Origin of the sequence: Nocardiopsis akebiae, assembly GCF_018316795.1 — a bacterium.
GTDB classification, from domain to species: Bacteria; Actinomycetota; Actinomycetes; order Streptosporangiales; family Streptosporangiaceae; genus Nocardiopsis; species Nocardiopsis dassonvillei.
In genome coordinates, this window is the sequence record NZ_CP074132.1 from 1,446,482 (window position 1) to 1,470,422 (window position 23,941).

A 23,941-nucleotide genomic window follows, 5' to 3' on the forward strand; every position below is an offset into this window, starting at 1 on the left:
CAGTCGGTGGAAGCCGGTGCGGCTGCCCGGTGGGCGCGGCCCGACCGCGTTCAGCGGCGGGGCGCGGCGAGCAGGTCCACCACCCCCGTGCCGTCCTCGTCCGCGTGGCCCCCGGCGAGGCGGCGCTCCATCAGCTCCGCGTACGGCGCGAGGAGTTCGGCGCTCACCTCCTGCTCCTCGGCGGTGCGCAGCAGGGTCCGGTTCCCCCTCACCTGCATGGCGAGGTTGGACACGACGCCCCTGGTGTAGTCGCCGCTCTCCAACTGCTCCGCGGCGGTGTGGACGCCGATGGTCATCGCGCCCAGCCAGTCCGCCAGCAGGGACGCGAATCCCTTCAGCGGCACGTCCTCGCCGCGGACCAGGGCGAAGGCGTGCGCGACCCCGGCGAACATGCCGCTCATCGCGCTGAGCAGGGCCACGTCGTGCAGGTCGGCCAGCCCGGCGTCCCCGCCGACGAACACGGTCCCGGCCACGGCGGACAGAGCCGCCTCGTGCTCGGCGAAGGCCTCCTCGGAACCGCTGTAGAACACGTACCCGCCCGAGCCGGGGGCGCCGATCATCGGCGGAACGGCCATGACGCCGCCGCTGACGAAGCGGGCGCCGCGCCCGCGCGCCCACCCCGCGCGGGCACGCGCCTGGTCCGGCGTCCCGGTGGTGAGGTTGAACAGGTCCCGGTCCGCCAGGTCGGCGTCGGCCAGCGCCGCGCCCACGGAGTCGTCGTCGAGCAGGCAGGCCACCACCAGGCGGGCGGAGGCCACCGCCCCGGCCGCCGTCGCGGCGACGTCGGCGCCCTCCCGGGCCAGCGGCTCGGCCCGGGACGGGGTCCGGTTCCAGACGGTCAGCGGGTACCCGGCGGCGAGCCAGGCACGGGCGAGGGCGGTGCCCATGTCCCCGAGCCCGAGCAGGGCGACGCGGGGCTTCTCGGTGTCGTGTGCGTTCATGTGGACTAGGCTCGTCGCCCGTCAGGGCCCCGACAAGTACGCACTTCGAAGTGCGTGCGCACTCCGGGGTAAGTGTGCTGGTGGGAGGACGGGGCGATGGTCGGCGTACGGAGGCCCGGCGCGTACCACTGCGGCATCGACGCGGCGATGGACGTCATCGGCGGCAGGTGGAAGGTGCTGATCCTGTGGGCGCTGGACGAGGAGCCGCGCCGCTTCGGCGAGCTGCGCCGGATGCTCGACGGCGTCACCGAGAAGGTCCTGGCCTCGCACCTGCGCGAGCTGGAGGAGGACGGGATCGTGCACCGGGAGGACTTCGGCGAGGTGCCGCCCCGGGTCGAGTACTCGCTCACCGCGGTGGGGGAGTCCCTGAACGAGGCCCTGGCCCCGCTCGGCGCCTGGGGCCGCGCGCACGTCATCGATGCCGCCGGGCCGGTGGACGCACACCGGCGCTGACGCCCCGGTCTACTCGCCCCGTTCGACGGAGTGCTTTCCCAGGGCGCCCCGACGCCGGAGGGGCCGTACGAGGAGGACCGTCTGCCAGGCGAGCGCGACGACGGCGAGCCCGAGGAGCGCGTAGGCGAGGACCGTCAGGTCCGGCCCGCCGTTCCCCATCCATATGTCCAGGAGTACCGCCGCTGTCACGAGGAGGGCGCTGGCGGCTCCCGCGACGGTCACCGCGCTCACACGTCTGTCGTCGTCCTTCATGGGGGGTTCCTCCGGGAAAACAGGGGGATGGTGCCGGTCAGGACTCGTTCTCGTCGGTGTTCGCGACCTCCCCGGTGTCCCCCTCGCGGCTGGTGAGCAGGCGGCGCAGGGAGGCCACGCGGTCCGGGTCGAGTTCTCCCCGCTCCAGCGCGGCCTGGATCGCGCAGTCGGGGGCGTCGGGCTGGTGTGAGCACCCGGCGGGGCAGTCCTCGGCGGCCTCGGCCAGGTCCGCGAAGCCCTCGACGATGTCCTCGGGGTCGATGTGGGCCAGGCCGAAGCTGCGCACGCCCGGGGTGTCGATCAGCCAGCCGCCCTCGAAGGGCAGCGCGGCGGCGGACGTGGAGGTGTGGCGGCCCCGTCCGGTGACGGCGTTGACGTGGCCCACGGCCCGGTCGGTGCCGGGGACGAGCCGGTTGACCAGGGTGGACTTGCCCACCCCGGAGGAACCCACGAGCACGGTGGTGCGGTCGGCCAGACGGGCGCGCAGGCCGTCCAGGCCGCTCTCGGGGTCGAGCACCTCGTAGGGCACGCCCAGGGGCGCGTACACCCGCACCAGCTCGTCCGGGGAGGCCAGGTCGGCCTTGGTCAGGCACAGCAGGGGGGAGAGCCCGGCGTCGTAGGCGGCGACCAGGCAGCGGTCCACGAAGCGCGGCTGCGGCGCGGGGTCGGCCAGGGCGCAGACGATCGCCAGCTGGTCGGCGTTGGCCACGATCACCCGCTCGACCGGGTCGGTGTCGTCGGCCGTGCGTCTGAGCACGGACGCCCGCTCCCTGACCCGCACGACGCGGGCCAGGGTGTCCGGTCTGCCGGACAGGTCGCCGACCACGTCGACGCGGTCGCCGACCACGATCGAGCCGCGGCCCAGCTCGCGTGCCTTCATCGCCACGACGGGAACGCCGTTGACCAGGCAGCGGTACCGGCCCCGGTCCACGGCGGTGACCAGGCCCTCCACGGCGTTCTCGTGCTTGGGCCGGTTGCGGGTGCGGGGGCGCGAACCGCCCCGGGCGCGCACGCGGATGTCGTCCTCGTCCAGGTGGCGTCCCCCGCCCCGCGTGCGGCTCATGCCAGGGCCTCCGCCCACAGGCCCGGGAAGTCGGGCAGGGTCTTGCGCGTGGTGGCGATGTTCTCCACCTCCACCCCGGGCACCGCGAGCCCGATCACCGCTCCCGAGGTGGCCATCCGGTGGTCGTCGTAGGAGTGGAACACTCCGGCGCGCATCGGGCGCGGGTTGATGACCAGCCCGTCGGGCAGCTCCTCGGCGTCGCCGCCCAGCCGGTTGACCTCGGCGGCCAGCGCGGCGATGCGGTCGGTCTCGTGGCGGCGCAGGTGCGCGATGCCGGTCAGCCGGGAGGGAGTCGTGGCGAGCGCGGCCACGGCTGCCACGGTGGGCGTGAGCTCGCCCACGTCGCGCAGATCGGCGTCGATGCCCAGTATCCGGCCGGTGCCGCGCAGGGTGAGCAGCCCCTCGGGCGAGCGGGAGACCTCGCCGCCCATCCGGGTGAACAGCGAACGCAGCTCGTCGCCGGGCTGGGTGGTGTGCTCCGGCCACCCCTCGATCGTCACCTCGCCCCCGGTGACCAGGGCGGCGGCCAGGAAGGGCGCGGCGTTGGACAGGTCGGGCTCCACGGTGATGTCGGAGACCTTGACCGGTCCGGGCTCGACCCTCCAGGAGTCGTCGGCGGTGGACACGGTGACCCCGGCCGCGCGCAGCATCTCCACGGTCATGTCCAGGTGCGGCTGGGAGGGCACGGGGGGACCGGAGTGGCGCACGTGCACGCCCTCGGTGAAGCGGGCGCCGCTCAGGAGCAGCGCCGACACGAACTGGGAGGAGCCGGACGCGTCGAGGGTCACCTCGCCGCCGCGCACGGCGCCGGTGCCGTGCACGGCCATCGGCAGCGCGCCGCGGCCGCCGTCGTCGATGTCGGCGCCCAGGGCGCGCAGGGCAGCCAGCAGCTCGCCCACGGGCCGCTCGCGGGCGCGCGGGTCGCCGTCGAACTCCACCGTGCCCGAGGCCAGGGCCGCCACCGGCGGCACGAACCGCATCACCGTGCCCGCGTTGCCGACGTCGACGGAGGCCGGACCGCGCAGCGGGGCGGGGGTGACCGCCATGTCCTCCCCCTCGGTGGTGATCCCCACACCCAGGGCGCGCAGGGAGCCCGCCATCAGCTCGCTGTCCCGGCTGACCAGCGGGCGGCGCACCAGGCACGGCGTCTCCGACAGGGCGGCCAGGACCAGCGCGCGGTTGGTCATGGACTTGGACCCCGGCAGTGACAGCCGGGCGCGCACCGGCCGCTCGGCCGTGGGCGCGGGCCAGTGCCCGCCGGCGGCCCCGGCCGGGCTCGGGGACGGTGCGGTGCCGGGGTTCTGGCCGGACTGGACGGGCTGCGAGGACGCGGACTCAGGCATGACACAAGGTTATCGGGAGCGGCGCGGCCGCAGGGGAACGCCTTCCCGCCTGTGGACGACGCGTCGGAGGGGGCGGCGGCCGGTCCGGCGGTCGGCCCGGCGGCGCGTGCGGCCACGGGCCCGGAGAGGCAGGACGACCCGGGACGGACGTATCCTTGTCAGGCCATGGTGTATCTGGATCACGCTGCCACGACCGACGTGCGCCCCGAGGTCGCCGCCGAGGTCGCGGCCGAGCTCGGCGCCCTCGGGAACCCGTCGTCCCTGCACGGCCACGGGCGCGCCGCGCGCCGCACGGTGGAGGAGGCGCGCGAGCGCCTTGCCGGGGCGCTCGGCTCGACCCCGCACGAGGTGGTCTTCACCGGGGGCGGCACCGAGTCGGACAACATCGCCGTCAAGGGCCTGTACTGGGCGCGCAACACGCCGGACGCCCGCAGGCCCAGGATTCTCACCAGTGCCGTCGAGCACCACGCCGCCCTCGACCCCGCGCACTGGATGGCCGAGCACCAGGGGGCCGTGCACGAGAAGGTGCCCGTGGACGCGCTGGGCCGGGTGGACCCCGGGGTCCTGCGGGAGACGATCGAGGGCGGCTCCGGCCCCGGTGCGGTCGCGCTCGTGTCGGTCATGTGGGCCAACAACGAGGTGGGCACGGTGCAGCCGGTCCGGGAGCTGGCCGCCGTCGCCGCCGAGTACGGCATCCCCTTCCACACCGACGCCGTCCAGGCCGTGGGCGTGGAACCGGTCGACTTCGCCGGGAGCGGGGTGAGCGCGCTGACGGTCAGCGGCCACAAGCTCGGCGGCCCGGTGGGCGCGGGCGCGCTGCTGGTCGCGCGCGGCCTTGCCCCGGTGCCGGTCCTGCACGGCGGCGGCCAGGAGCGCGACATCCGCTCGGGCACCCTGTCCCCGCCGCTGCTGCGCGGACTGGCCACGGCCGTCCATCTTGCGGTCGCCGAACGCGAGGAGCACGCCAAGCACCTGTCGGACCTGCGCGACGAGCTGGAGGAGCGGGTCCGCGAGGCGGTCCCCGACGCGGTCGTCAACGGCGACCCCGCGCGCAGGCTGCCGGGGATCTCGCACATCTCCTTCCCCGGCTGCGAGGGGGACGCGCTGCTCATGCTCCTGGACGCCAAGGGCATCTCCTGCTCGACCGGCTCGGCCTGCTCGGCGGGCGTGGCCCAGCCCAGCCACGTGCTGCTGGAGATGGGCGCCGACGCCGGGACCGCGCTCAGCAGCCTGCGCCTGTCGCTGGGCCGCACCTCCACCCGGGAGGACGTGGCGGCGCTGGGGCGGGCCATCGGACCGGCCGTGGAACGGGCCAGGGCCGCCCGCGCCAGACGCCGCTAGGGAGTGTTCCGCGGAGGCTTTCGGATCAGCGAGCGGCCGTCCGGGCAATCTCTCGCAAGACGGTTCGCGCGGGTCGGCCTGGTCGGCCTTTCAAGCGAAACCGGCGCAGCGAGAGGCAGCCCGGTGGTCGCGAGCCCGAAGTGATCCGAGGAACACGGCCCAGGAGGACGCGGCGGCCCCGGACAACGTGCCGTCTACTCCGCGCGGTGCACGGTGACGGACTCGATGGTCACGTCCTGGGCGGGACGGTCGTTCATGTCGGTCTCGGCGTTGGCGATGCCGTTCACCACCTCCATGGACGCCTCGTCCGCGACGTGCCCGAAGATCGTGTGCATGCCGTTCAGGTGCGGGGTGGGCGCGACGGTGATGAAGAACTGCGAGCCGTTGGTGTCCGGGCCTCGGTTGGCCATGGCCAGCACGCCCGGCTCGGAGAACTCGCGGCCGGAGTCGAACTCGTCCTCGAAGGTGTAGCCCGGGCCGCCCTGGCCGGTGCCCTGCGGGTCACCGCCCTGGATCATGAAGTCGTCGATCACCCGGTGGAACACGGTGCCGTCGTAGAACGCGGCCTCGCCCGTCGCCGGGTTGGGCGCGCCCTCGCCCTCGGCCAGGCCCACGAAGTTGGCCACCGTGACCGGCGCCTCCTCGGGGAAGAGTTCCAGTTCGATGTCGCCCTCGCTGGTGTGCAGCGTGGCGCCCTCGACTCCGGTGACGTCCACCTCGGCGGGGCTGCCGGTCTGCTCGGAGGCGGTCTCCTCCGGTGTGCCGCCGCCCTCCGATCCGCCCTGGTCGGCCGGGGCTGCGGCGCCGTCGGCGCAGGCGGAGACGGCGAGAAGGGCGGTGCAGGCCAGGAGGGCTGTCGCCGGGAGGGGCAGAAGCTTCATCGGTTCACTTCCGGGAATGAGGATCGCGGCTGGGCGGCACACAGGCTACTCGGCCGGGGGAAGTGCCCCCGTCGGCGGGTTGGCTTTCCGTCATGGCGCGACCACGGTCCGCCCCCGCGGCCGCTCCGGCCGCCCGATGACTTGTCACGGATCGCCGTACCCGTCCGGTCGCTTGACCGGCGACCCCGGCACGGGAGAAGGTCGGAAGAGGACGGGGCGGGGCGCCGGCGGTGTGCCGGGGGCGAGGCTCCGCCCGGCGCTGGAGGGAGGGAAGTGGATTGAACACCGCACTGCCGTCCGCGATGTGGCTCCCCTTCGCCGCGAGGGTACTGCGCGCGCGCTCCGACAGGGGGCTCTCACGCGCCGAACTCGCCGCGACGGTCGGGGTGAGCGACGACAAGCTCCGCGAGGTGGAGAGCGCGCACTGCAGGCCGGCCCGCTCGCTGGTCGAGCGGGTGGACACGGCCCTGGGCGCCGAACACCAGCTCGTGGACGCCTGGGCGATCACCCTCCAGGCCGAGGCCTTCCCCAACGAGTTCGGCGACCAGCGCGAGCTGGGCGTCCACGCCGCCCACTTGTGGGAGTACCAGCCCATGGCGGTCCCGGCGTTCCTGCGCACCCGCGAGTACTCGCGCGCCGTGCTGCGCCCGCGCCACCCGGACCTGTCCCCGGACGAGGTCGAGGAGATGGTGGAGGAGGAGATGGCCCACCGGGCCTCGATGACCGGCACGGAGGGGCCCGTGCTGCGGGTGGTCCTCAACGAGTCGGCCCTCCAGCGCCCGCAGGGCGGGGCAGCCGTCCTCAACGCCCAGCGCGACTTCCTCGCCGACCTGATCGAGGCGGGCATCGTCGCCATGGGCGTCATCCCCGAGCAGACCCCGAACCACCCCGGCCTGGGCGGCGCCTTCCGGCTGATGGAGTTCGCCGACCGCCCCAGCATGGTCTACGCGTTCGCGGCCCAGGGCGGCGACCTGACCGCCGAACCCGAGCAGGTGGGCCGCTGCACCACGGTGCGCGACGCCATCGAGGCCGCGACCGAGGAACTCACGCCGGGGTCGGCGCTGCTCACCGCCCGCTGGCCGGCGGCGTAGCGGGCCGCCCGCCCGAGCCCCGCGGGGCTTGGGGATACGCCCCGTGATGGGCTAGGTTGCCCGCCATGGATATCGCGATCACATCCGGATACGTCGTCCCCGTCGACGGAGACCCCATCGACGGGGGCACCGTCCTCATCTCCGACGGCCGGATCGCCGCCGTCGGCGCCGACGTCACGGTCCCCGAGGGGGCCGCCGTCGTCGACGCCTCCGGCAAGTGGGTGCTCCCCGGCTTCGTGGAGGCCCACGGCCACATCGGCATCGACGAGGAGGGCATCGGCTGGGCCGGTGACGACACCAACGAGATGACCGACCCCAACGGCGCCCGCATGCGCGCGCTGGACGCCATCAACCCCGCCGACCGCGGCTTCGCCGACGCCCTGTCCGGAGGCGTCACCAGCTCGGTCGTCAAGCCCGGTTCGGGCAACCCCATCGGCGGCCAGACCGTGGCGATCAAGTGCTGGGGCCGCAGTATGGAGGACCGCCTGATCCGGCACCCGGCCAGCGTCAAGAGCGCCCTGGGCGAGAACCCCAAGCGGGTCTACGGCAACAAGGACAAGCTGCCCTCCACCCGCCAGGGCGTGGCCGCCGTCATCCGCGACGCCTTCACCAGGGCCCAGGACTACCGGGCCAGGCGAGAGCACGCGGCCTCGGAGGGCACCCCGTTCGAGCGGGACACCACCCTGGAGGTGCTGGTCCGTGTCCTGGACGGCGAACTCCCGTGGTGCCAGCACACGCACCGCGCCGACGACATCCACACCGCGATGCGCCTGTCCGACGAGTTCGGCTACCGGCTGATCATCAACCACTGCACCGAGGGCCACCTGCTCGCCGACGAGATCGCCGAGCGCGGCGTCCCCGTCATCACCGGCCCGCTCATGACCAGCCGCTCCAAGGTGGAGGTCAACAACAAGACCCTGGCCAACCCCGGCATCCTCGACCGGGCGGGCGTCAAGGTCGCCCTGACCACCGACCACCCGGTCGTCCCGATCGAGTTCCTGGTCCACCAGGCCACCCTGTGCGTCAAGGAGGGCATGGACCCGCGCTCGGCGATCCGCGCCCTCACGGTCAACCCCGCCGAGATCATGGGCATCTCCGACCGGGTCGGCTCCCTCAAGCCGGGCCTGGACGCCGACGTGGTCGTGTGGTCGGGCGACCCGCTGGACGTGATGAGCCGCGCCCTGCGCGTGTTCGTCGAGGGCCGCGAGGTCTACACCTACGACGAGGCCACACGCGAGCGCACCGTGCTCGACGCCTACTACCGCGAAGGCTGAACGGTCGGCCGGGTCCCCGGTCCGCGGGGTTCCCGGGCGCTCCGCTGCCGCCGGACAGCGGTCGGGCTGCGGGCTGACCAGGCGCGTCGGCCCGCAGCCGACTTGGAGGCGCCACGGAGAAGGGAAGGGGCCGGGAGCCCTCGGGACACGTCCTCTAGGAGAGTTCCACCGTCCGGAAGGGGGCCCCGCCCGGGAGCGCGGCGCCACCGGCCCCCTCCGCCCCTCGGACCGCCACGGTGACCTTCTCCATGCCGGTCCTGCGCAGCACCTCGTCCGGGCCCGCTGAGGCCAGCGGCGTCAGGACGAGCGGCGCGCCCGCGGCGACCGGGGCCAGCAGCAGCTCCGCGTTCTCCCCGAGCAGGGTCAGCGGGGCGTCGGGTTCGGCGAACAGCGCGACCCGGTCCCCGGCGTCCAGCTCCCACCGGCGCGCCCGGTCGCGGCCCGCGGCGGTCAGCTCCGCGCCGGTCCGGACGCCGGAACCGCGCAGCGCGGGCGCCCCCGGGTCCACGGGGTAGGGCGAGAAGTGGTCGCCGTGCCCGCGCACCTCCACCGAGTAGTCGAGCACCATGGGCGGCACCTCGGCCAGCGGCAGCCCCAGCGGGTGCAGGGACGTGCCGACCACCTCCTCGGCGCCGCTGTCCAGGGCGGCCTCCAGGCGGTCGGCGTCGGCCACGGCGACCTGGGCGCCCTCGGGCAGGTCCGCGCCGAGCCGCGCGAACTCCGCCACGGCCCCCACCGACCAGCACGAGACCAGCCACACCAGCGACTGCCAGTGCACCGGCAGGGCGAGCACCACCCGGTCGTCCGGCTGGGCCCCCAGGCCGTCCACCAGCATGTTCGCGGTCTTGGACACCCAGTTGTCGAAGGTGGCGCGCGACAGCTCCACCCGGCCGCCCGAGGCGTCGTAGGAGGTCACGAACGGTCGGGACGGGTCGTCGGAGACCAGGGCGCGCCACAGCTGCGCGGGAGTTTCGGACATGACCGCCACTCTAGGGCGTCACGGGGGCTGCGCGCGGACCCCCGCGCGGGCCGCCGCGGGTGTGCGTTGGTGCCGGGGAGCTGTCAGAGTTGCCCCATGCGCTCGCTCCCCGGACGGTTCCTCGCCCGTGCCACCGCGCTCCCCGCGATCGCCGTCTCGGCCTGGCTCCTGGTGGCCTTCCCCCTCCTGGCCCTGGGCTCCCTCACCCCGCTGACGGCAGCCGTCCTCGGAACGCCCGCCGTGCTCGCGGCCTGCCTCCTGGTGCCCCGGCTCATCCCCGACCCGCCCGACCAGGAGGACGCGCCCTGGTGGCCGGTCGTCCTCGTCGCGCTGATCACGGTCGCCTTCGCCGCCGTGCAGATCGCCTACCACGCCGAGGCCCTGGTCATCCGCCGTGACCCGGCCTCCTACGCCATGTACACGGCGTGGATCGCCGAGAACGGGTTCCTGCCCATCCCGCAGCAGCGCGAGCTCATCGCGGGCGACGACCCCTCGCTCAGCTACCAGAGCCTGGCCCACTACCAGCGCGGCGACGTCATCTGGCCGCAGTTCATGGCCGGTGCGCCCCTGGTGACCTCCATCGGCTACTGGCTGGGCGGGCTCGACGGGATGCTCGTCACGACGCCGGTCCTGGGCGCGCTGGGCGTGCTCACCTTCGCCGGGCTCACCGCGCGCCTGGTCGGGATCCGGTGGGCGCCCCTGGCCGCCCTGGTCCTGGCCGTGTGCCTGCCCCAGCAGTGGGTCAGCCGCTTCACCTACAGCGAGCCGGTCACCCAGATCCTGCTGCTGGGCGGCCTGGTCCTGGCCTACGACGCGCTCGCGCGGCGGACCCGGATCACCGACCGGTGGTCGTCCGCGCACACACTGGCCGCCGTGGCGGGACTGGCGTTCGGTCTGGGGCTGGTGGTGCGTATCGACGCGATCCGCGACCTGCTGCCCGTGGTCGGGTTCGTCGGTCTGCTGCTGCTCGCCCGCCGGGGGCAGGCCCTGCCGCTGCTGGGCGGGCTGGCCGTGGGCGTGGGGCTGGGCCTGTACGCCGGGTACGGGCTGTCCCTGCCCTACCTGGAGTACCTCTCCGACTCCCTCAACCCCCTGCTCCTCATCAGCGCGGTCGTCATCGCCGTAACCGTCGCGGCCACCGCCGCCCTGTGGCGCCACGGCGTCCCGCGCGTGGAACGCGTGCCCCGGCTGCCCGACGCGGTGGCCGCGCTCGCCCTGTCGGCCATGGCGCTGTTCGCCGTCCGCCCCCTGCTGTGGCCGGACTACGGGCACGGCAGCGACTTCACCGACGGCTGGGTCGCCTACGTCCAGCAGCGCGAGGGCCTGCCCGTGGAGGGCAGCCGCACCTACTACGACATGAGCCTGTACTGGGTGGGCTGGTACGTGGGACTGGCCACGGTCCTGTTCGCCTCGCTAGGCGTCGCCCACGTGCTGCGCCGGCTCCTCCAGCGCCGCGACCTCCAGTGGCTGCTGCCCGCCATGCTGTTGGTGTGGACGGTCGGCACCACCCTGCTGCGCCCCGCCATCACCCCCGACCACCCCTGGGCCAGCAGACGGCTGATCGCCCTGGTCATCCCGGCGTTCATCCTGTTCGCCGTCTGGTTCCTGGCCTGGCTCACCCGCTACTGCGCCGTCGCCGCCCACTCCGGCCGGAGCACTCCGGCGGCCCGCGCCCTCCCCGTCGTGGTCGCCGCCAGCGCCTCGGCGGCGCTGCTCGTCCCCACCGCGTTCACGGCCGCCGCCGGGACCACGGGGTACAGACAGGACGTCGGCAGCGTCGCCGCCACGCACCGGCTCTGCGGGGCGCTGTCGGAGGACGCCTCGGTGGTCGTGGTCGACTCCGACACGGCCGGGAACTACATGCCGCTGCTGCGCAACGTCTGCGGGGTGCCCACCGCGTCCATGGAAGAGCCGACCCCCGGGGACGTGGACCGCGTGGTCTCCGAGATCCACGAGCGCGACCGCGACGCCGTGCTCGCCGCCTCCGACTGGCAGGTCCTGGAGGACCTCACGGGCGGCGAGGCCGAGCCCGAGAGACCCTTCCACGTGAACGCCCGGATGGACCCGAGTACCCTCATGGAACCGCCGACCGGTTCCTGGGCCTTCAGGGGAAACGTGTGGGTGTCCGTGTTCCCCGACGGGGGATGAGCGCCCGGCCCGGCCCCTCCCGAACCCACCCCATCCCGCCGAAGAAGAACCCATGAGCCACAGAAGCGACGACGCAACCAGGCAGCACGGCGAGGACCGGCCGGTCCGCGTCACCATCGTGCTCCCCTGCTACAACGAGGAGGACCACGTCGTCGACGAGGTCAAACGGATCTGCGGCGCCATGGACGCCTCCGGGTACTCCTACGAGCTGCTGGCCGTGGACGACGCCTCCACCGACGCCACCCTGGCCCGGCTGCGCGACGCGGAGCCCGTGTACCCGCACATGCGCGTCATCGCGTTCGGGCACAACGGCGGGGCGGGCACCGTCCGCCGGATCGGCAGCCAGCGGGCCCGCGGCGAGTTCGTCGTGTGGACCGACGCCGACATGAGCTATCCCAACGAGCGCATCCCCGAGCTGGTCCGCATGCTTGAGGAGGACCCCGGGACCGACCAGGTCGTGGGCGCGCGCACCCAGGAGATGGGCAGCCACAAGGCCCTGAGGGTGCCCGCCAAGTGGGTCATCCGCAAGATCGCCGAACGCCTCACCAACACCCGCATCCCCGACCTCAACTCGGGGCTGCGCGTGTTCCGCCGCGAGGTCGCCCGCCCCTACCTGCGGCTGCTGCCGCCCGGGTTCTCCTGCGTCACCACCATCACGCTGGCCTTCCTGTCCAACCAGCACCCGGTCAGGTACGTGCCGATCGGGTACGCCAAGCGCGCGGGCACGTCCAAGTTCCACTTCGTGGGCGACGCCTACCGCTACATCCTCCAGGTGCTGCGCATGGTGATGTACTTCAACCCGCTCAAGGTGCTCATGCCGCCCGCGCTGGTGCTGCTGGGGGTGGGCGCCGCCAAGTTCGTCTTCGACCAGGTGCGCAACCCGCTCTACATCCCCAACAACACCGTCATGATCCTCATGACGGGGCTGATCATCGCGGCGATCGCCCTGCTGGCCGACCTCATCGTGCGCTCCAGGGACAGCGCGTGAGCCCGGCGGCGCGGGTGGCCCTGGTCGGGCCCGCCCACCCCTACAAGGGCGGCGGCGCCCGGCACACCACCGAGCTGGCGCACCGGCTGAGCGCGCTGGGCCACCCCACGGCCGTGGAGTCCTGGCGGGCGCAGTACCCGGCAGCCCTCTACCCCGGTCGGCAGACCATCGAGGACCCCGAGGGCGAACCCCACCCCGGCACCCGCCACGAGCTGGCCTGGTACCGGCCGGACGGGTGGTGGCGGACCGGACGGCGCCTGGCCAGCGAGGCCGACCTGGTGGTGCTCACCCTGTTCTCACCGGTGCAGGTGCCCGCCTACCTCGGCGTCCTCGCCGGGGTGCGCTCCGTACGGCGTTCCGGGGGCGCGCGGGTGGTGGCGCTGTGCCACAACGTGCTGCCCCACGAGCGCCGCGCCGTTGACGTGTCCCTCGTGCGGGCCCTGCTGCGGCGGGTGGACGGCGTGGTCGCCCACTCGCCCGAGCAGGCGCGCCTGGCCGAGGGGCTCAGGGGGCCCGGTGCGCGGAGGCCCGTGGTAGCCCAGATGCCACCGCACCTGCCCGAGACCGGCGGCGCCGCTCCCCCGGCGCCGGGGGAGCGGCGGCATCTGCTGTTCCTGGGCATCGTGCGCCCCTACAAGGGGGTGGACCTGCTGCTGCGGGCCCTGGCCGACGGTGCGCCCGAGGACGTGACGCTCACCGTGGCCGGGGAGTTCTGGGGCGGCACGGCGGAGCTGGAGGAACTGGCCGCCGGGCTGGGGGTCGCCGACCGGGTGCGGCTGCGGGACGGGTACGTCCCCGCCGGTGAGCTGCCGGAACTGTTCGCCTCGGCCGACGCGGTGGTGCTGCCCTACCGCACCGCCACCGCCACCCAGAACGTGTGGCTGGCGCACGAGCACGGGGTCCCGGTGGTGGCCACCCGCGCCGGAACCCTCCCCGACCACGTGCGCGAGGGGGTCGACGGCCTGCTGTGCGCGCCGGGCGACGCCGCCGACCTGGCCCGCGCGCTGGGGGAGTTCTACGCCCCGGGGGAGCCCGAGCGGCTGCGCTCCGGGGTCCGCCCGGTGGAGGCCGACCCGTACTGGCGGGCCTACACCGAGCGGTTGCTCGGGGCCTGAGGGTCTCCGGCGCCGGAGACGGGAGTGCGCGGCGCCCACGGGGACGCCACCAGAGCGGTCTCCCCGTAGGCCAGCTCCCCCGGTCGCTCAGGAGCAGGGCGCCGCGGTCGTCCTCGGACAGGTGCGCCAGAGCGGCGGCCGGGTCGCGGGCGAGCGCGGTGGTGCCCCCAGGGCCGCCACCCCCGCCCCGGGCCCACCACCTCCGCGGGAGCGGCCGGGGAACGAGACGACGCCCGTCAGGGACGCGGTCCGGGCACGGCCTCCGGCCCCGGCACGGCCCGCCGGGACAGCAGCACCGACAACCCCGCCCAGGCCACGTCCGCCACGGTCATCACCAGCCGCGACAGCACCGCCACCACCAGCGCGGCCCCGGCGTCCACCACCGGTGACAGCGCCACCACCAGCACCGCCTCGCGCACTCCCAGGCCCGCCGGGGCGAACACCACCAGCAGCCCCAGCGTCCACGCCAGCGCGTAGGCGCCCACCGCCGGGCCGAGCGACCGCAGCGCCTCGCCGCCCACCGCCCAGGTCAGCAGCCACACGTGCAGGCCCAGGGGCACCCAGGCCACCAGGGTCCACCCCACGGCCGCGGCCATGGACCGTCCGCGCACGTCCAGAGGCCCGGCCCCGGCGACCTCGCGGAACCGGGAGAAGGGGCGGGCCGCCAGCCTGATCCCCCAGCCGACCACGCGCGGGTGCAGCGCGGCGAGCAGCACGGGCGCCAGCGCCAGCGCCCACCACCAGCGGCGGGCCGCCTCCGCCGACGACAGCGGCAGGGCCACCGCCGCGACCGCCAGCCCGGTCGCGACCGTCACACCCACCGCGAGCAGGGTCGCCGCCGCACCGCGCGTGCGCGGCACGTTCCAGTCCCGGGCCAGCTCGACCTGGGCGACGAAGGCCCACACCGAACCCGGCAGGTACTTGCCGAGCTGCCCCACGAACATGACGCGGGCCGCCGTGCGACGGGGCAGGGGGGAGCCCGTCCCGGCCAGCAGCGCGCGCCAGGCGAGCATCTGCGCGGTGAGCCCCGCCATGCCCGTCAGCACCGCCGCGGGCAGCACCCACAGGGGCAGCGCCGCCGCGGCGTCCCGGGCCTGTTCCCAGTTCGCGTGCAGGGCCAACCCCACGCACACGCACACCACCAGCAACAGCGCCAACCGCACCCACGGGCTACTGCGCAGCCGACTCAGCACGTGGCCTCCCTCCCGTACGTGCCGACCCTACGCCGCCCGCGCACGCGCCGGGTCCCGTGGACGCCCGGATCAGCGGGCCACAGCGTGCACGACCGATCCACAGGCCCCACCACGCCACCGAGGCCCCGACCACACCCCGACCAGCGGCGGAAGGCGGCGGTGACGCACCGCACACGCGCGGTGCCACCGGTGGTGCGTCCGCACGCGCACAAGGAGCGGGGCGTAGGGTTGCGCCCTATGAGTGGTGCGAACGACCCGGCCCCCGTCCCCTCCCCGACCCCGTCCGCCATGCGCAGGGCCCTGGCCCGCGCCCGGGACGGAAAGACCCTCGACGTCACCGAGGCAGAGGTGCTCCTGCACGCCAGGGGCGAGGACCTGGACGTCCTCCTCGAACACGCCGGAAGGGTGCGCGACGCGGGGCTGGAGGCCGCGGGCCGCCCCGGTGTCGTCACCTACAGCCGCAAGGTGTTCGTCCCCCTGACCCGCCTGTGCCGCGACCGCTGCCACTACTGCACGTTCGCCACGGTGCCGGGCCGCCTCGACGCCCCGTTCCTGTCGCCCGACGAGGTCCTGGACATCGCCCGGCGGGGCGCCGAGACGGGCTGCAAGGAGGCCCTGTTCACGCTCGGCGACCGGCCCGAGGACCGCTGGAAGCAGGCCGCCGAGTGGCTCAACGCCCACGGCTACGACGACACGCTGTCCTACGTGCGGGCCATGGCCATCATGGTGCTGGAGGAGACAGGCCTGCTTCCGCACCTGAACCCGGGCGTGCTCACCTGGGCCGACCTCCAGCGCCTCAAGCCCGTAGCCCCGTCCATGGGGATGATGCTGGAGACCACCTCCACCCGGCTGTTCACCGAGAAGGGCCAGGCCCACTACGGCAGCCCGGACAAGGACCCGGCGGTGCGGCTGCGCGTGCTGGAGGACGCCGGGCGCTCCAGCGTCCCCTTCACCACCGGCATCCTCCTGGGCATCGGTGAGAACACCGCCGAGCGCGCCGAGTCGATCTTCGCGATGCGCGGCGCCTCCCGGCGCTACGGCGGCGTCCAGGAGGTCATCGTGCAGAACTTCCGGGCCAAGCCCGCGACCGCGATGATGCACCGGCCCGACGCCGAACGCGAGGAGATGGCCGCAGCCATCGCCGTCACCCGCCTGGTCATGGGGCCCAGGGCGCACGTGCAGGCGCCGCCCAACCTCATCGGAGCCGAGCACGGGGGCGTGGACGAGTACGCTCTGATGCTGCGCGCGGGCATCGACGACTGGGGCGGCGTCTCCCCGCTCACCCCCGACCACGTCAACCCGGAGCGGCCCTGGCCGCAGATCGACGACCTGGCCGCGCGCACCGCCGCCCACGGCTTCGCCCTGCGCGAGCGGCTTACCGTCTACCCCGAGTACGTCCTGGCCGGGGAACCCTGGCTGGACCCGCGCGTGGCCGGGCACGTGGCCGCCCTCGCCGATCCCGAGACCGGCCTGGCCCGCGAGGACGCGCCCGTGGTGGGCCGCCCCTGGCAGGAGCCCGAGGCGGTGCTGGTCTCCTCCGGCCGCACCGACCTGCACACGGGGATCGACGCGGAGGGGCGCACGACCGACCGCCGCGGCGACTTCGACGCCGTCTACGGTGACTGGGACGAGCTGCGCTCGGGCGTGGACCGCGAGGGGGCCGTGCCGCGCAGGTTCGACCCCGACGTCGCGGCGGCCCTGCGCAGCGCCGAGTCCGACCCGGCGGGGCTGTCCGACGACGAGGCGCTCGCCCTGCTGCACGCCGACGGTGCCGAACTGGAGGCGCTGACCGACCTGGCCGACCGGGTGCGCCGCGACGCGGTCGGCGACGACGTCACCTACGTCGTGACCAGGAACATCAACTTCACCAACGTCTGCTACACCGGCTGCCGCTTCTGCGCGTTCGCCCAGCGCCGCACCGACGCCGACGCCTACACGCTCTCCCTGGAGCAGGTCGCCGACCGCGCCGAGGAGGCCTGGAGGGCCGGAGCGACCGAGGTGTGCATGCAGGGCGGCATCCACCCGGACCTGCCGGGCACCGCCTACTTCGACATCGCCGCCGCCGTGCGCGAGCGCGTCCCGGACATGCACGTCCACGCGTTCAGCCCGATGGAGGTGGTCAACGGGGCGGCGCGCACGAACCTGCCGGTCCGCGAGTGGCTGCTGCGCGCCCGCGAGGCCGGGCTCGGCTCCGTACCGGGCACCGCCGCCGAGATCCTCGACGACGAGGTCCGCTGGATCCTCACCAAGGGCAAGCTGCCCGCGGCCGAGTGGATCGACGTCATCACGTCCGCCCACGACCTGGGCATCCCCACCACGTCCACGATGATGTACGGGCACGTGGACTCGCCCAGGCACTGGGTGGCGCACATCAAGCTGCTGCGCTCCCTCCAGGAGCGGTCGGTGGAGCGCAACGGCCGCCGGGGTTTCACCGAGTTCGTCCTGCTGCCGTTCGTGCACACCAACGCGCCCATCTACCTGGCCGGGCTGGCCCGCACCGGGCCGACCGTCCGGGAGAACCGCGCCGTGCACGCCCTGGCCCGGCTGCTGCTGCACGGGCACATCGACAACATCCAGTGCTCGTGGGTCAAGCTCGCCGAGGACACCTGCCGCCAGCTGCTCTCGGGCGGGGTGAACGACGTCGGCGGCACCCTGATGGAGGAGACCATCAGCCGGATGGCCGGGTCGGGGCAGGGGTCGTTCAAGACCATCAGCGACATCCGCGCCCTGGTCGAGCCGACGGGCCGCCCCGTCCGCCAGCGCACCACGACCTACGGTCCGGTGCCGGGGGAGCGCCAGCGCGCGGCCGAGGCCAGCGACGGCGTGGCCCCCAGCGTCCGGCGCCCCTCGCTGCCGCTGGTCTAGGCGGTGTTTTTTGGACCTCCGCTTCGCTTCGGTCCGTGTTCGGGCGCCCGGAGAACGGGAACCTTCGGCGCCTCCGGTGAGACGGCTCGTTCCCCGCAGTCCCACCTCCGGCCCCTCCAGAACCCCGTGGGCGCCCGAACCAACCCCCACAAGCTGAGACCGGTTCGGAAACAGACCCTAGACGTCGGAGGAGGGGCGGAGCGCCGGGGACGGCGCTCCGCCCCTCCTCCATGGGGCTGGCGGCCCGTCACCTGTGGGGAGTGTGTGACGGGCCGCCGGGGAGCCGCGTGTGGCGGAAGGGGCGGGGGTCCTCCCACGCGGCCTCGGATCAGCAGGTGCCGACGAGCCTCCAGACGCCCCACTCGCCGGTGGTGCCCGGCTCCTCCCCCTGGGTCCACCACTGGGCGCGGTACTCCGAGCCCCCGTGGGAGACCACGTCGCCGCCGGTGTAGACGCTGTCGGCCGTCCAGGCGGCGGCGGTGCAGTCGCCGGGCTGCTCGGTGGGCTCCTCGGTCGGCTCCTCGGTGGGACCGCCGCCGTCGCCGGGGCCGGTGGCCAGGCGCGCCGAGATGGTCTCGGCGAAGGCGTAGCCGTTGGTGGCGTCCCAGTTGACGGACCAGGTCATCACACCGCCGATGGGGCCGTACGGGGTGGCGGGGGAGAATGATCCGCAGTTGGTTCCGGCCTCCAGGCAGTCCAGGGCGCGCACGATCTGGCCGGGCGCCATGTACCCGCCTCCGGCGGCGGACTGCACGGCGGGCAGCCCGAGGCCCACCTGGTCCGGGCTCAGCCCCATCTCCAGCTGGATGCAGGCCAGCGCGGCGACGAAGTCCGGGGTGCCCTGGTGGTACACCTGGTCGTCACACCCCAGCATCGAGCCGGAGTTGTAGTACTGCATGTTGACGATGGTGAGGATGTCGGAGATGTTCGAGGCGAGCTTGTAGTACTCCCGGTCGGGGCCCTGGAAGTCGATGGTCTGCGGAGCCATCGTGATGATCAGGTCCGATCCGGCCCGGCCGCTCAGGTCGCGCAGGGCCTGGGACATGTACTGCGCGTTGATGCCGTGCTCCAGGTCGATGTCGACCCCGTCGAAGCCGTAGTCCTGCATCAGCTGGTGCACGGTGTCGGCGAAGTTGTTCGCCTGGGCGGCGTTGGTGACGCTCACGTGGCCGAGCTCGCCGCCCACGGAGATGACGACCTTGCGGCCCTCGGCCTGGACGGCCGCGATGTCGTCGCGGAACTGCTGGTCGGTGTAGCCGTTCAGCTCCTGGCTGGCCAGGTTGAACGTGACCCCGCCGTCGAGGGTGGGGTGGTTGTCGGCGAAGGCGACGGCCACCAGGTTGTACTCGGAGGGAACCTCCGACAGCGGCATCACGGTGGAGCCGTTGTCGAAGTTGTGCCAGTACCCGGTGAGCCACTGGCCGGTCTGCTGGACCCGGGCGGAGTCGCTGTCGGACACGGTCTCGACCTCGGCGGGAGCGGGGGAGAGCTGGCTGAAGCCGGCGAGGAGTCCGGCGGTCAGGAGGGCGAGGGCGCCGGTCAGGGCGGCCTTCGCGGCTCGGGGGGCTTTCCTGAGGCGGTGTTCGGGCATCGGGGGTTGCTCCTGTCGTCGAGCGGGGGAGACGAAGGGGCTCTGTGAGCCGCTAATTGTTAGGAAACTTTAAAGTTGTCACGCGGCTGCGTCAACGAAAACGGTAAGGAAAGTTTGTAGTTTTTCTGGTGGCCTCAGTGCCTTTCTGAGGTCTCAAGAGCCCCTCCAGCACCAGGAAAGACGACCACCGCGCGTACCGTTCGTCACGATCCGTGCGCGCCCGAGCGGACGTTCGCGCACCGCGTGCTCCGGTTCCCACACATTCACACGCGGCGTGCGGGACGGTCCCGGCGGGCTCCCGGCCCCCACGGAGAGGGCGGACCCGGCCCCGGCCGTTCCGGGCCTCACGGGACCTGCGGGCCCGCGCCCGGCCGCCCCGCGACTCACGAGCCGTACGGACCCGCTCCCGTGTCCCGGATGTCCAGGTCCCGGCTCATCTCCTGGAACACGGCGTGGTCGATGTCGCCCTCCCGGTACATCGACACCAGCGCGTCCCTGCGCGCCTGCGTGATCTGCGCGTGCACGGCCCTGCCGCTGTCCACCCGTTCACGCGCCCGCCCGTCCTCGGCGTCCATCAGCCCCCGCACCTGCGAGACGCGCCGCGTGTACACCGCGCGCAGCGAGTCGGCGGTGCGGTCGTCCACCTCGCCCTCCCGAAGCAGCTCGTCCACCTTGCTCAGCGCCGCGCAGCTCATCTGCTCGTCCGCCCGCAGGAACTCCATCCGCCGCGCGCCCTCACGCGCCATGCCCAGCTTGCGCAGCAGCAGCGGCAGCGTCATCCCCTGCCCCACGAGGGTCCCGAGCACCACGACCCCCGCCACGAACACCAGCGCGCCCCGCTCGGTGAACGGCTCACCGCCCAGCGTCGCGGGCAGGGACAGGGCAATCGCCAGCGACACCGCCCCCCGCATCCCGCTCCACCCGATGACCAGCCGCTCCCGCAGGTCGGCGCCCTCCAGCTTCGAGAACGGCGGGATCCGGTGCAGCGGGATCATCACCAGCATCAGCCCCATCCGCAGGGCGACCGCCGTGGCCGTCGTCGCCAGCGCCACCCACACCAGGTCCAGGAAGGCGAACTGGTCCCGCACCGCCGTGACCACCGAGTCCAGCTGCAACCCCAGCACCACGAACAGCATCGACTCCAGCAGCCCCACGAGGGCACCCCAGATCGTCTGTCCGTTCACCCGCACCCGGGGCGGCAGCAGGCCCTCGCCGCGCGTGCCCAGGTAGAACCCGGCTACCACCGCCGCCAGCACCCCGGAGAACCCCGCCAGCTCCGCCGGGATGTAGGCCGCGAACGGCGTGACCAGCACGACCATCAGCTGGAGGGACGGATCCCGCATGCGGGTCCGCGACCACGACACCGCCAGGGCCACCGCGGCGCCGCAGACCAGGCCGCCGACCACGACCTTCACCAGCTCGACCAGGCCCTCCTGGGGCGTGAGCGGGTGCGCCATGGCTGTCACGGCCAGGCTGAAAAGGGTCAGCGCGACCCCGTCGTTGATGAGGGACTCGCCCTCCAGGAGGGTCAGAACCCGGCGCGGGGTGCCCACCCGCTTGAGGATCGCCGACGCCGCCACGGCGTCGGTCGGCGCGACGGCGGCGCCCAGGGCGATCGCCGCGGGCCACCCCACCGACGGCATCAGCAGATGGACGATCCCCGCCAGACCGAACGCCGTCAGCAGCGTCACCCCCACCGCCATCACCACGATGGGGCGCGCCAGCTCGCGCATGTCCTTGGGCGAGGAGAAGAACGCGGCGTTGTAGATCAGCGGGGGCAGGAACACCAGAAGGATGACCTGGGGGGAGATCGACAGCGAGTGCAGCCAGGGCACCAGCCCCAGGGCCATGCCCAGCAGCACCAGCACGACCGCCCCCGGCACCCGCAGACGCCCCGCGACCAGTCGGCCGCAGATCACCGCGACCACGATCACCAGCGTGGCGACCACGTACCCCTCGACGGACACCCCGCACCTCCCCGCCGACCCCCGCACGCACCAGCATGGCGCCGCCGGGCCCGCCGGTCTCCCTGACGCGCCGGTCGCCGGGGGACGGGCCCGGCGACCACCGCGTCAGCGGGTCAGCGCACGGCGACGAAGTCCTCCGGGTCGCGCGGCGGCCTGTCCCCGGGCGCCTCGGCCGCGTACCCCACGGCCACCGCGCCCATCGGCTGCCACTCCTCGGGCACCTCCAGCACCTCGCGCACCACGTCCGCGCAGAACATGGTCGAGGAGACCCAGGCCGACCCCAGTCCCTCCACGGCCAGCCCCACCAGCAGGTTCTGCACCCCGGCGCCCATCGCGACCAGGAACATCGACCGCTCGGCGCCGGCCCGGCGCGCGTCCGGGTAGGGGTGGGCCCCGTCGGCCACCAGGAAGGGCACCACCAGGTACGGCGCGCCGCGCAGCACGTCGCCGCGCCGCGTGCGCCGGGCGATCTGCTCCTCACTGAACCCGTCCCCGCGCAGGTCCGCCACCCACGCAGCGAGCATCGCGTCCAGCAGCCGCTTGCGCGTGTGCGCCGACTCCACCAGCACGAAGCGCCACGGCGTGGTGTGGTGCGGCGCGGGGGCCGTCACCGCCGCGGCCACGGCCCGCCGCACCAGCGCCGGGTCCACCGGCGCGTCGGTGAACGAGCGCACCGTCCGCCGGGCGGGGACCACGTCCCGCGACCCGTACCGGAACAGGTCGGCGTCGGGCGAGCGGACCAGTGCCACCGCCCCCGGGCCGTCCTCCTCGGTGACCAGGCCGCCCAGGCCGCTGACCACCGCGACCGGGACCCGGTTCGTCTTGCCCTTGACCAGCTCGCCCGCCCCGGCGATCTCGTCGGCCACCGCGTTGACGGTCGCCTCCATGAGGTTGCCGTGGGTGTCGGCGGTGCCGCGCAGGTCCTGCACGACCGACAGCCCGGCGGCGCCGATGGCCACGTCGGTCTGCCCGACCCGCCACGGCCGCCCGAAGGTGTCGGACACGATCACGCCGACGTTCACGCCCAGGCGCTCGCGCAGCCCGGCGCGCAGCGCGCGGGCGGAGGCGTCGGAGTCCTCGGGCAGCAGCAGCACGGTCCCGGGTTCGACGTTGGAGGCGTCCACCCCCGCGGCGGCCATGACCAGCCCCTGCCGGGTCTGCATGATCCCGGTCCTGCCAGTACGGGCCACCACCCGGACGGTCTCGGAGGCGACGGCCTCCTCCCGGTCCATACGGCGGGCGCGGCCCTCGGCCTTGCTCACGACCTTGGAGGTGACCACGAGGATGTCCCCGTCGGCCAGCGCGGCCCCGGAGGCGGCCACAGCCTCGGCCACCAGGGCCGACAGGTCGTCGCCCGAACGCACCTCGGGGATGCCGCCGAGACCGCGCACGCTCAGTTCGGCGCTCATTCGCCGCCTCCCCGCCTCTGCGCCAGCTCCAAGGCCAGGTCCACGGCCGCACGCGCGAGCGCCTCGGTGGCGGCGGGGCCGCTCATGTACAGGGGACGCGAGCGCACCTCGATCCCCTCCACCTCGGTGCCCGCGTCGGCCTCGTCGACCAGCCAGCCGTCCAGCAGGTCGGCGCCCAGGTGCGCGGCGACCGCGCCCGCGCTGGTCTCCACCCCGATCGCGGCCAGGCAGGCGTCGGCCATGCCGCGCACCGGCGCGCCGCCGATGATGGGGGAGACGCCCACCACGGTCTTTGCCGCCATGGCCTCGCGGATCCCCGGGACACCCAGGACGGAACCCACGCTGACCACCGGGTTGGACGGGGGCAGGATCACGGCGTCGGCCTCGGCGATCGCCTCCAGCACACCGGGGGCGGGCTTGGCCGTCTCGGCGCCGACGCTCACGATCTGTTCGGCGGGCAGCGCCGCGCGGTGCCGGATCCACCACTCCTGGAAGTGGATGGCCCGGCGCCCCTCGCCGTCGTCGACGACCACGTGCGTCTCGACCTGGTCGTCGGTCATCGGCAGCAGCCGCACGCCCGGCCGCCAGCGGTCGCACAGCGCCTCGGTGACCGCCGAGAGGGGGAAGCCGGCGGCGAGCATCTGCGTCCGCACGATGTGCGTGGCGGTGTCGCGGTCGCCCAGGCCGAACCAGGTGGGCTTCATCCCGTACGCGGCGAGCTCCTCCTTGACGGTGAAGGACTCGTCGGTCCGGCCCCAGCCCTGCTCCTCGTTGATGCCCCCGCCGAGGGTGTACATCACCGTGTCCAGGTCCGGACAGATTCTCAGCCCGAACAGGGTGATGTCGTCACCGGTGTTGCCGATGACGGTGACGCTGCTGTCTGTGGTGTGCTCTTCGGTGGCCGACGCCACGGTTCCGAGCGCCGCCCTGAGGCCGCGGAGGAACCGCGCGCCGCCGATACCGCCAGCCGGTACGACTATCCGCATGCGTCCAAGTCTGGCAGTCTGGGGGCGTGTATGGGTCGTCTGCCCCGCCGTGGGCACGATC

Annotated in this window: 19 protein-coding genes; 8 read left to right on the forward strand and 11 right to left on the reverse strand. The window is 73.9% G+C overall.

Going from position 1 to position 23,941, the window contains the following annotated elements:
- Nucleotides 1-50: 50 nt before the first annotated feature.
- The gene (locus KGD83_RS06285; RefSeq protein WP_212642943.1) at nt 51-941 is read right to left on the reverse strand and encodes an NAD(P)-dependent oxidoreductase; all 891 of its coding nucleotides are present in this window, start codon (nt 939-941) and stop codon (nt 51-53) included.
- A 96-nt stretch (nt 942-1,037) separates the two neighbouring features.
- On the opposite strand from KGD83_RS06285, the gene KGD83_RS06290 reads away from it, so the two are divergent.
- Nucleotides 1,038-1,394, forward strand: a complete 357-nt coding sequence (locus KGD83_RS06290) for a winged helix-turn-helix transcriptional regulator (protein WP_212642944.1) — start codon at nt 1,038-1,040, stop codon at nt 1,392-1,394.
- Nucleotides 1,395-1,403: 9 nt separating this feature from the next.
- On the opposite strand, the gene KGD83_RS06295 is transcribed toward KGD83_RS06290, so the two are convergent.
- The 3 genes from KGD83_RS06295 to aroA are packed head-to-tail and all read right to left on the reverse strand — an operon-like array spanning nt 1,404 to nt 4,052.
- Nucleotides 1,404-1,646 carry a hypothetical protein gene (locus tag KGD83_RS06295; RefSeq protein WP_212642945.1) on the reverse strand — a complete coding sequence of 81 codons (243 nt, stop codon included), beginning with the start codon at nt 1,644-1,646 and terminating at the stop codon, nt 1,404-1,406.
- A gap of 37 nt (nt 1,647-1,683) precedes the next feature.
- Nucleotides 1,684-2,709, reverse strand: coding sequence for a ribosome small subunit-dependent GTPase A (rsgA, locus tag KGD83_RS06300; RefSeq protein WP_212642946.1), 1,026 nt, complete (start codon nt 2,707-2,709; stop codon nt 1,684-1,686).
- A complete protein-coding gene (gene aroA / locus KGD83_RS06305) occupies nt 2,706-4,052 on the reverse strand; it encodes a 3-phosphoshikimate 1-carboxyvinyltransferase (RefSeq protein ID WP_212642947.1) in 1,347 nt (448 codons plus the stop codon). The genes rsgA and aroA overlap by 4 nt, the downstream gene beginning before the upstream one ends.
- Before the next feature lie 165 nt (nt 4,053-4,217).
- Here aroA and KGD83_RS06310 point away from each other — a divergent pair, with 165 nt between their 5' ends.
- Nucleotides 4,218-5,393: a cysteine desulfurase family protein gene (locus KGD83_RS06310; protein ID WP_212642948.1), complete on the forward strand. Its 1,176-nt coding sequence runs from the start codon at nt 4,218-4,220 to the stop codon at nt 5,391-5,393.
- A 194-nt stretch (nt 5,394-5,587) separates the two neighbouring features.
- Here KGD83_RS06310 and KGD83_RS06315 read toward each other — a convergent pair whose 3' ends face one another.
- Nucleotides 5,588-6,274: a peptidylprolyl isomerase gene (locus KGD83_RS06315; RefSeq protein ID WP_249352178.1), complete on the reverse strand. Its 687-nt coding sequence runs from the start codon at nt 6,272-6,274 to the stop codon at nt 5,588-5,590.
- Between the two features lie 278 nt (nt 6,275-6,552).
- Here KGD83_RS06315 and KGD83_RS06320 point away from each other — a divergent pair, with 278 nt between their 5' ends.
- Together KGD83_RS06320 and KGD83_RS06325 are read left to right on the forward strand one after the other, a co-directional pair.
- Entirely contained in the window at nt 6,553-7,365 is an 813-nt protein-coding gene (locus tag KGD83_RS06320; protein ID WP_212642949.1) for a helix-turn-helix domain-containing protein, read from the forward strand.
- A gap of 65 nt (nt 7,366-7,430) precedes the next feature.
- Nucleotides 7,431-8,639: an amidohydrolase gene (locus tag KGD83_RS06325; RefSeq protein WP_212642950.1), complete on the forward strand. Its 1,209-nt coding sequence runs from the start codon at nt 7,431-7,433 to the stop codon at nt 8,637-8,639.
- Nucleotides 8,640-8,793: 154 nt separating this feature from the next.
- On the opposite strand, the gene KGD83_RS06330 is transcribed toward KGD83_RS06325, so the two are convergent.
- Nucleotides 8,794-9,618: a TIGR03089 family protein gene (locus KGD83_RS06330; protein ID WP_212642951.1), complete on the reverse strand. Its 825-nt coding sequence runs from the start codon at nt 9,616-9,618 to the stop codon at nt 8,794-8,796.
- Nucleotides 9,619-9,714: 96 nt separating this feature from the next.
- On the opposite strand from KGD83_RS06330, the gene KGD83_RS06335 reads away from it, so the two are divergent.
- Genes KGD83_RS06335 through KGD83_RS06345 form a run of 3 tightly spaced genes read left to right on the forward strand, consistent with a single transcriptional unit; the run spans nt 9,715 to nt 13,869 of the window.
- Nucleotides 9,715-11,766: a hypothetical protein gene (locus tag KGD83_RS06335; RefSeq protein WP_212642952.1), complete on the forward strand. Its 2,052-nt coding sequence runs from the start codon at nt 9,715-9,717 to the stop codon at nt 11,764-11,766.
- 52 nt (nt 11,767-11,818) lie between these two features.
- Entirely contained in the window at nt 11,819-12,754 is a 936-nt protein-coding gene (locus KGD83_RS06340) for a glycosyltransferase family 2 protein (protein ID WP_212642953.1), read from the forward strand.
- Nucleotides 12,751-13,869: a glycosyltransferase family 4 protein gene (locus tag KGD83_RS06345; protein ID WP_212642954.1), complete on the forward strand. Its 1,119-nt coding sequence runs from the start codon at nt 12,751-12,753 to the stop codon at nt 13,867-13,869. The genes KGD83_RS06340 and KGD83_RS06345 overlap by 4 nt, the downstream gene beginning before the upstream one ends.
- Before the next feature lie 236 nt (nt 13,870-14,105).
- Here KGD83_RS06345 and KGD83_RS06350 read toward each other — a convergent pair whose 3' ends face one another.
- The gene (locus tag KGD83_RS06350; protein WP_212642955.1) at nt 14,106-15,062 is read right to left on the reverse strand and encodes a lysylphosphatidylglycerol synthase transmembrane domain-containing protein; all 957 of its coding nucleotides are present in this window, start codon (nt 15,060-15,062) and stop codon (nt 14,106-14,108) included.
- Nucleotides 15,063-15,299: 237 nt separating this feature from the next.
- On the opposite strand from KGD83_RS06350, the gene KGD83_RS06355 reads away from it, so the two are divergent.
- Nucleotides 15,300-17,927 carry a bifunctional FO biosynthesis protein CofGH gene (locus KGD83_RS06355; RefSeq protein WP_212642956.1) on the forward strand — a complete coding sequence of 876 codons (2,628 nt, stop codon included), beginning with the start codon at nt 15,300-15,302 and terminating at the stop codon, nt 17,925-17,927.
- 328 nt (nt 17,928-18,255) lie between these two features.
- Here KGD83_RS06355 and KGD83_RS06360 read toward each other — a convergent pair whose 3' ends face one another.
- The 4 genes from KGD83_RS06360 to cofD all read right to left on the reverse strand — a co-directional run bounded on the left by KGD83_RS06360 (nt 18,256) and on the right by cofD (nt 23,880).
- A complete protein-coding gene (locus KGD83_RS06360; protein ID WP_212642957.1) occupies nt 18,256-19,518 on the reverse strand; it encodes a glycosyl hydrolase family 18 protein in 1,263 nt (420 codons plus the stop codon).
- Between the two features lie 383 nt (nt 19,519-19,901).
- Nucleotides 19,902-21,485, reverse strand: coding sequence for a Na+/H+ antiporter (locus KGD83_RS06365; protein ID WP_212642958.1), 1,584 nt, complete (start codon nt 21,483-21,485; stop codon nt 19,902-19,904).
- Between the two features lie 113 nt (nt 21,486-21,598).
- Nucleotides 21,599-22,894, reverse strand: a complete 1,296-nt coding sequence (locus KGD83_RS06370) for a coenzyme F420-0:L-glutamate ligase (protein WP_212642959.1) — start codon at nt 22,892-22,894, stop codon at nt 21,599-21,601.
- On the reverse strand, nt 22,891-23,880 hold the full coding sequence (gene cofD, locus KGD83_RS06375; RefSeq protein WP_212642960.1) for a 2-phospho-L-lactate transferase: 990 nt from the start codon (nt 23,878-23,880) through the stop codon (nt 22,891-22,893). Before cofD ends, KGD83_RS06370 begins: the two co-directional genes overlap by 4 nt.
- Nucleotides 23,881-23,941: the final 61 nt, after the last annotated feature.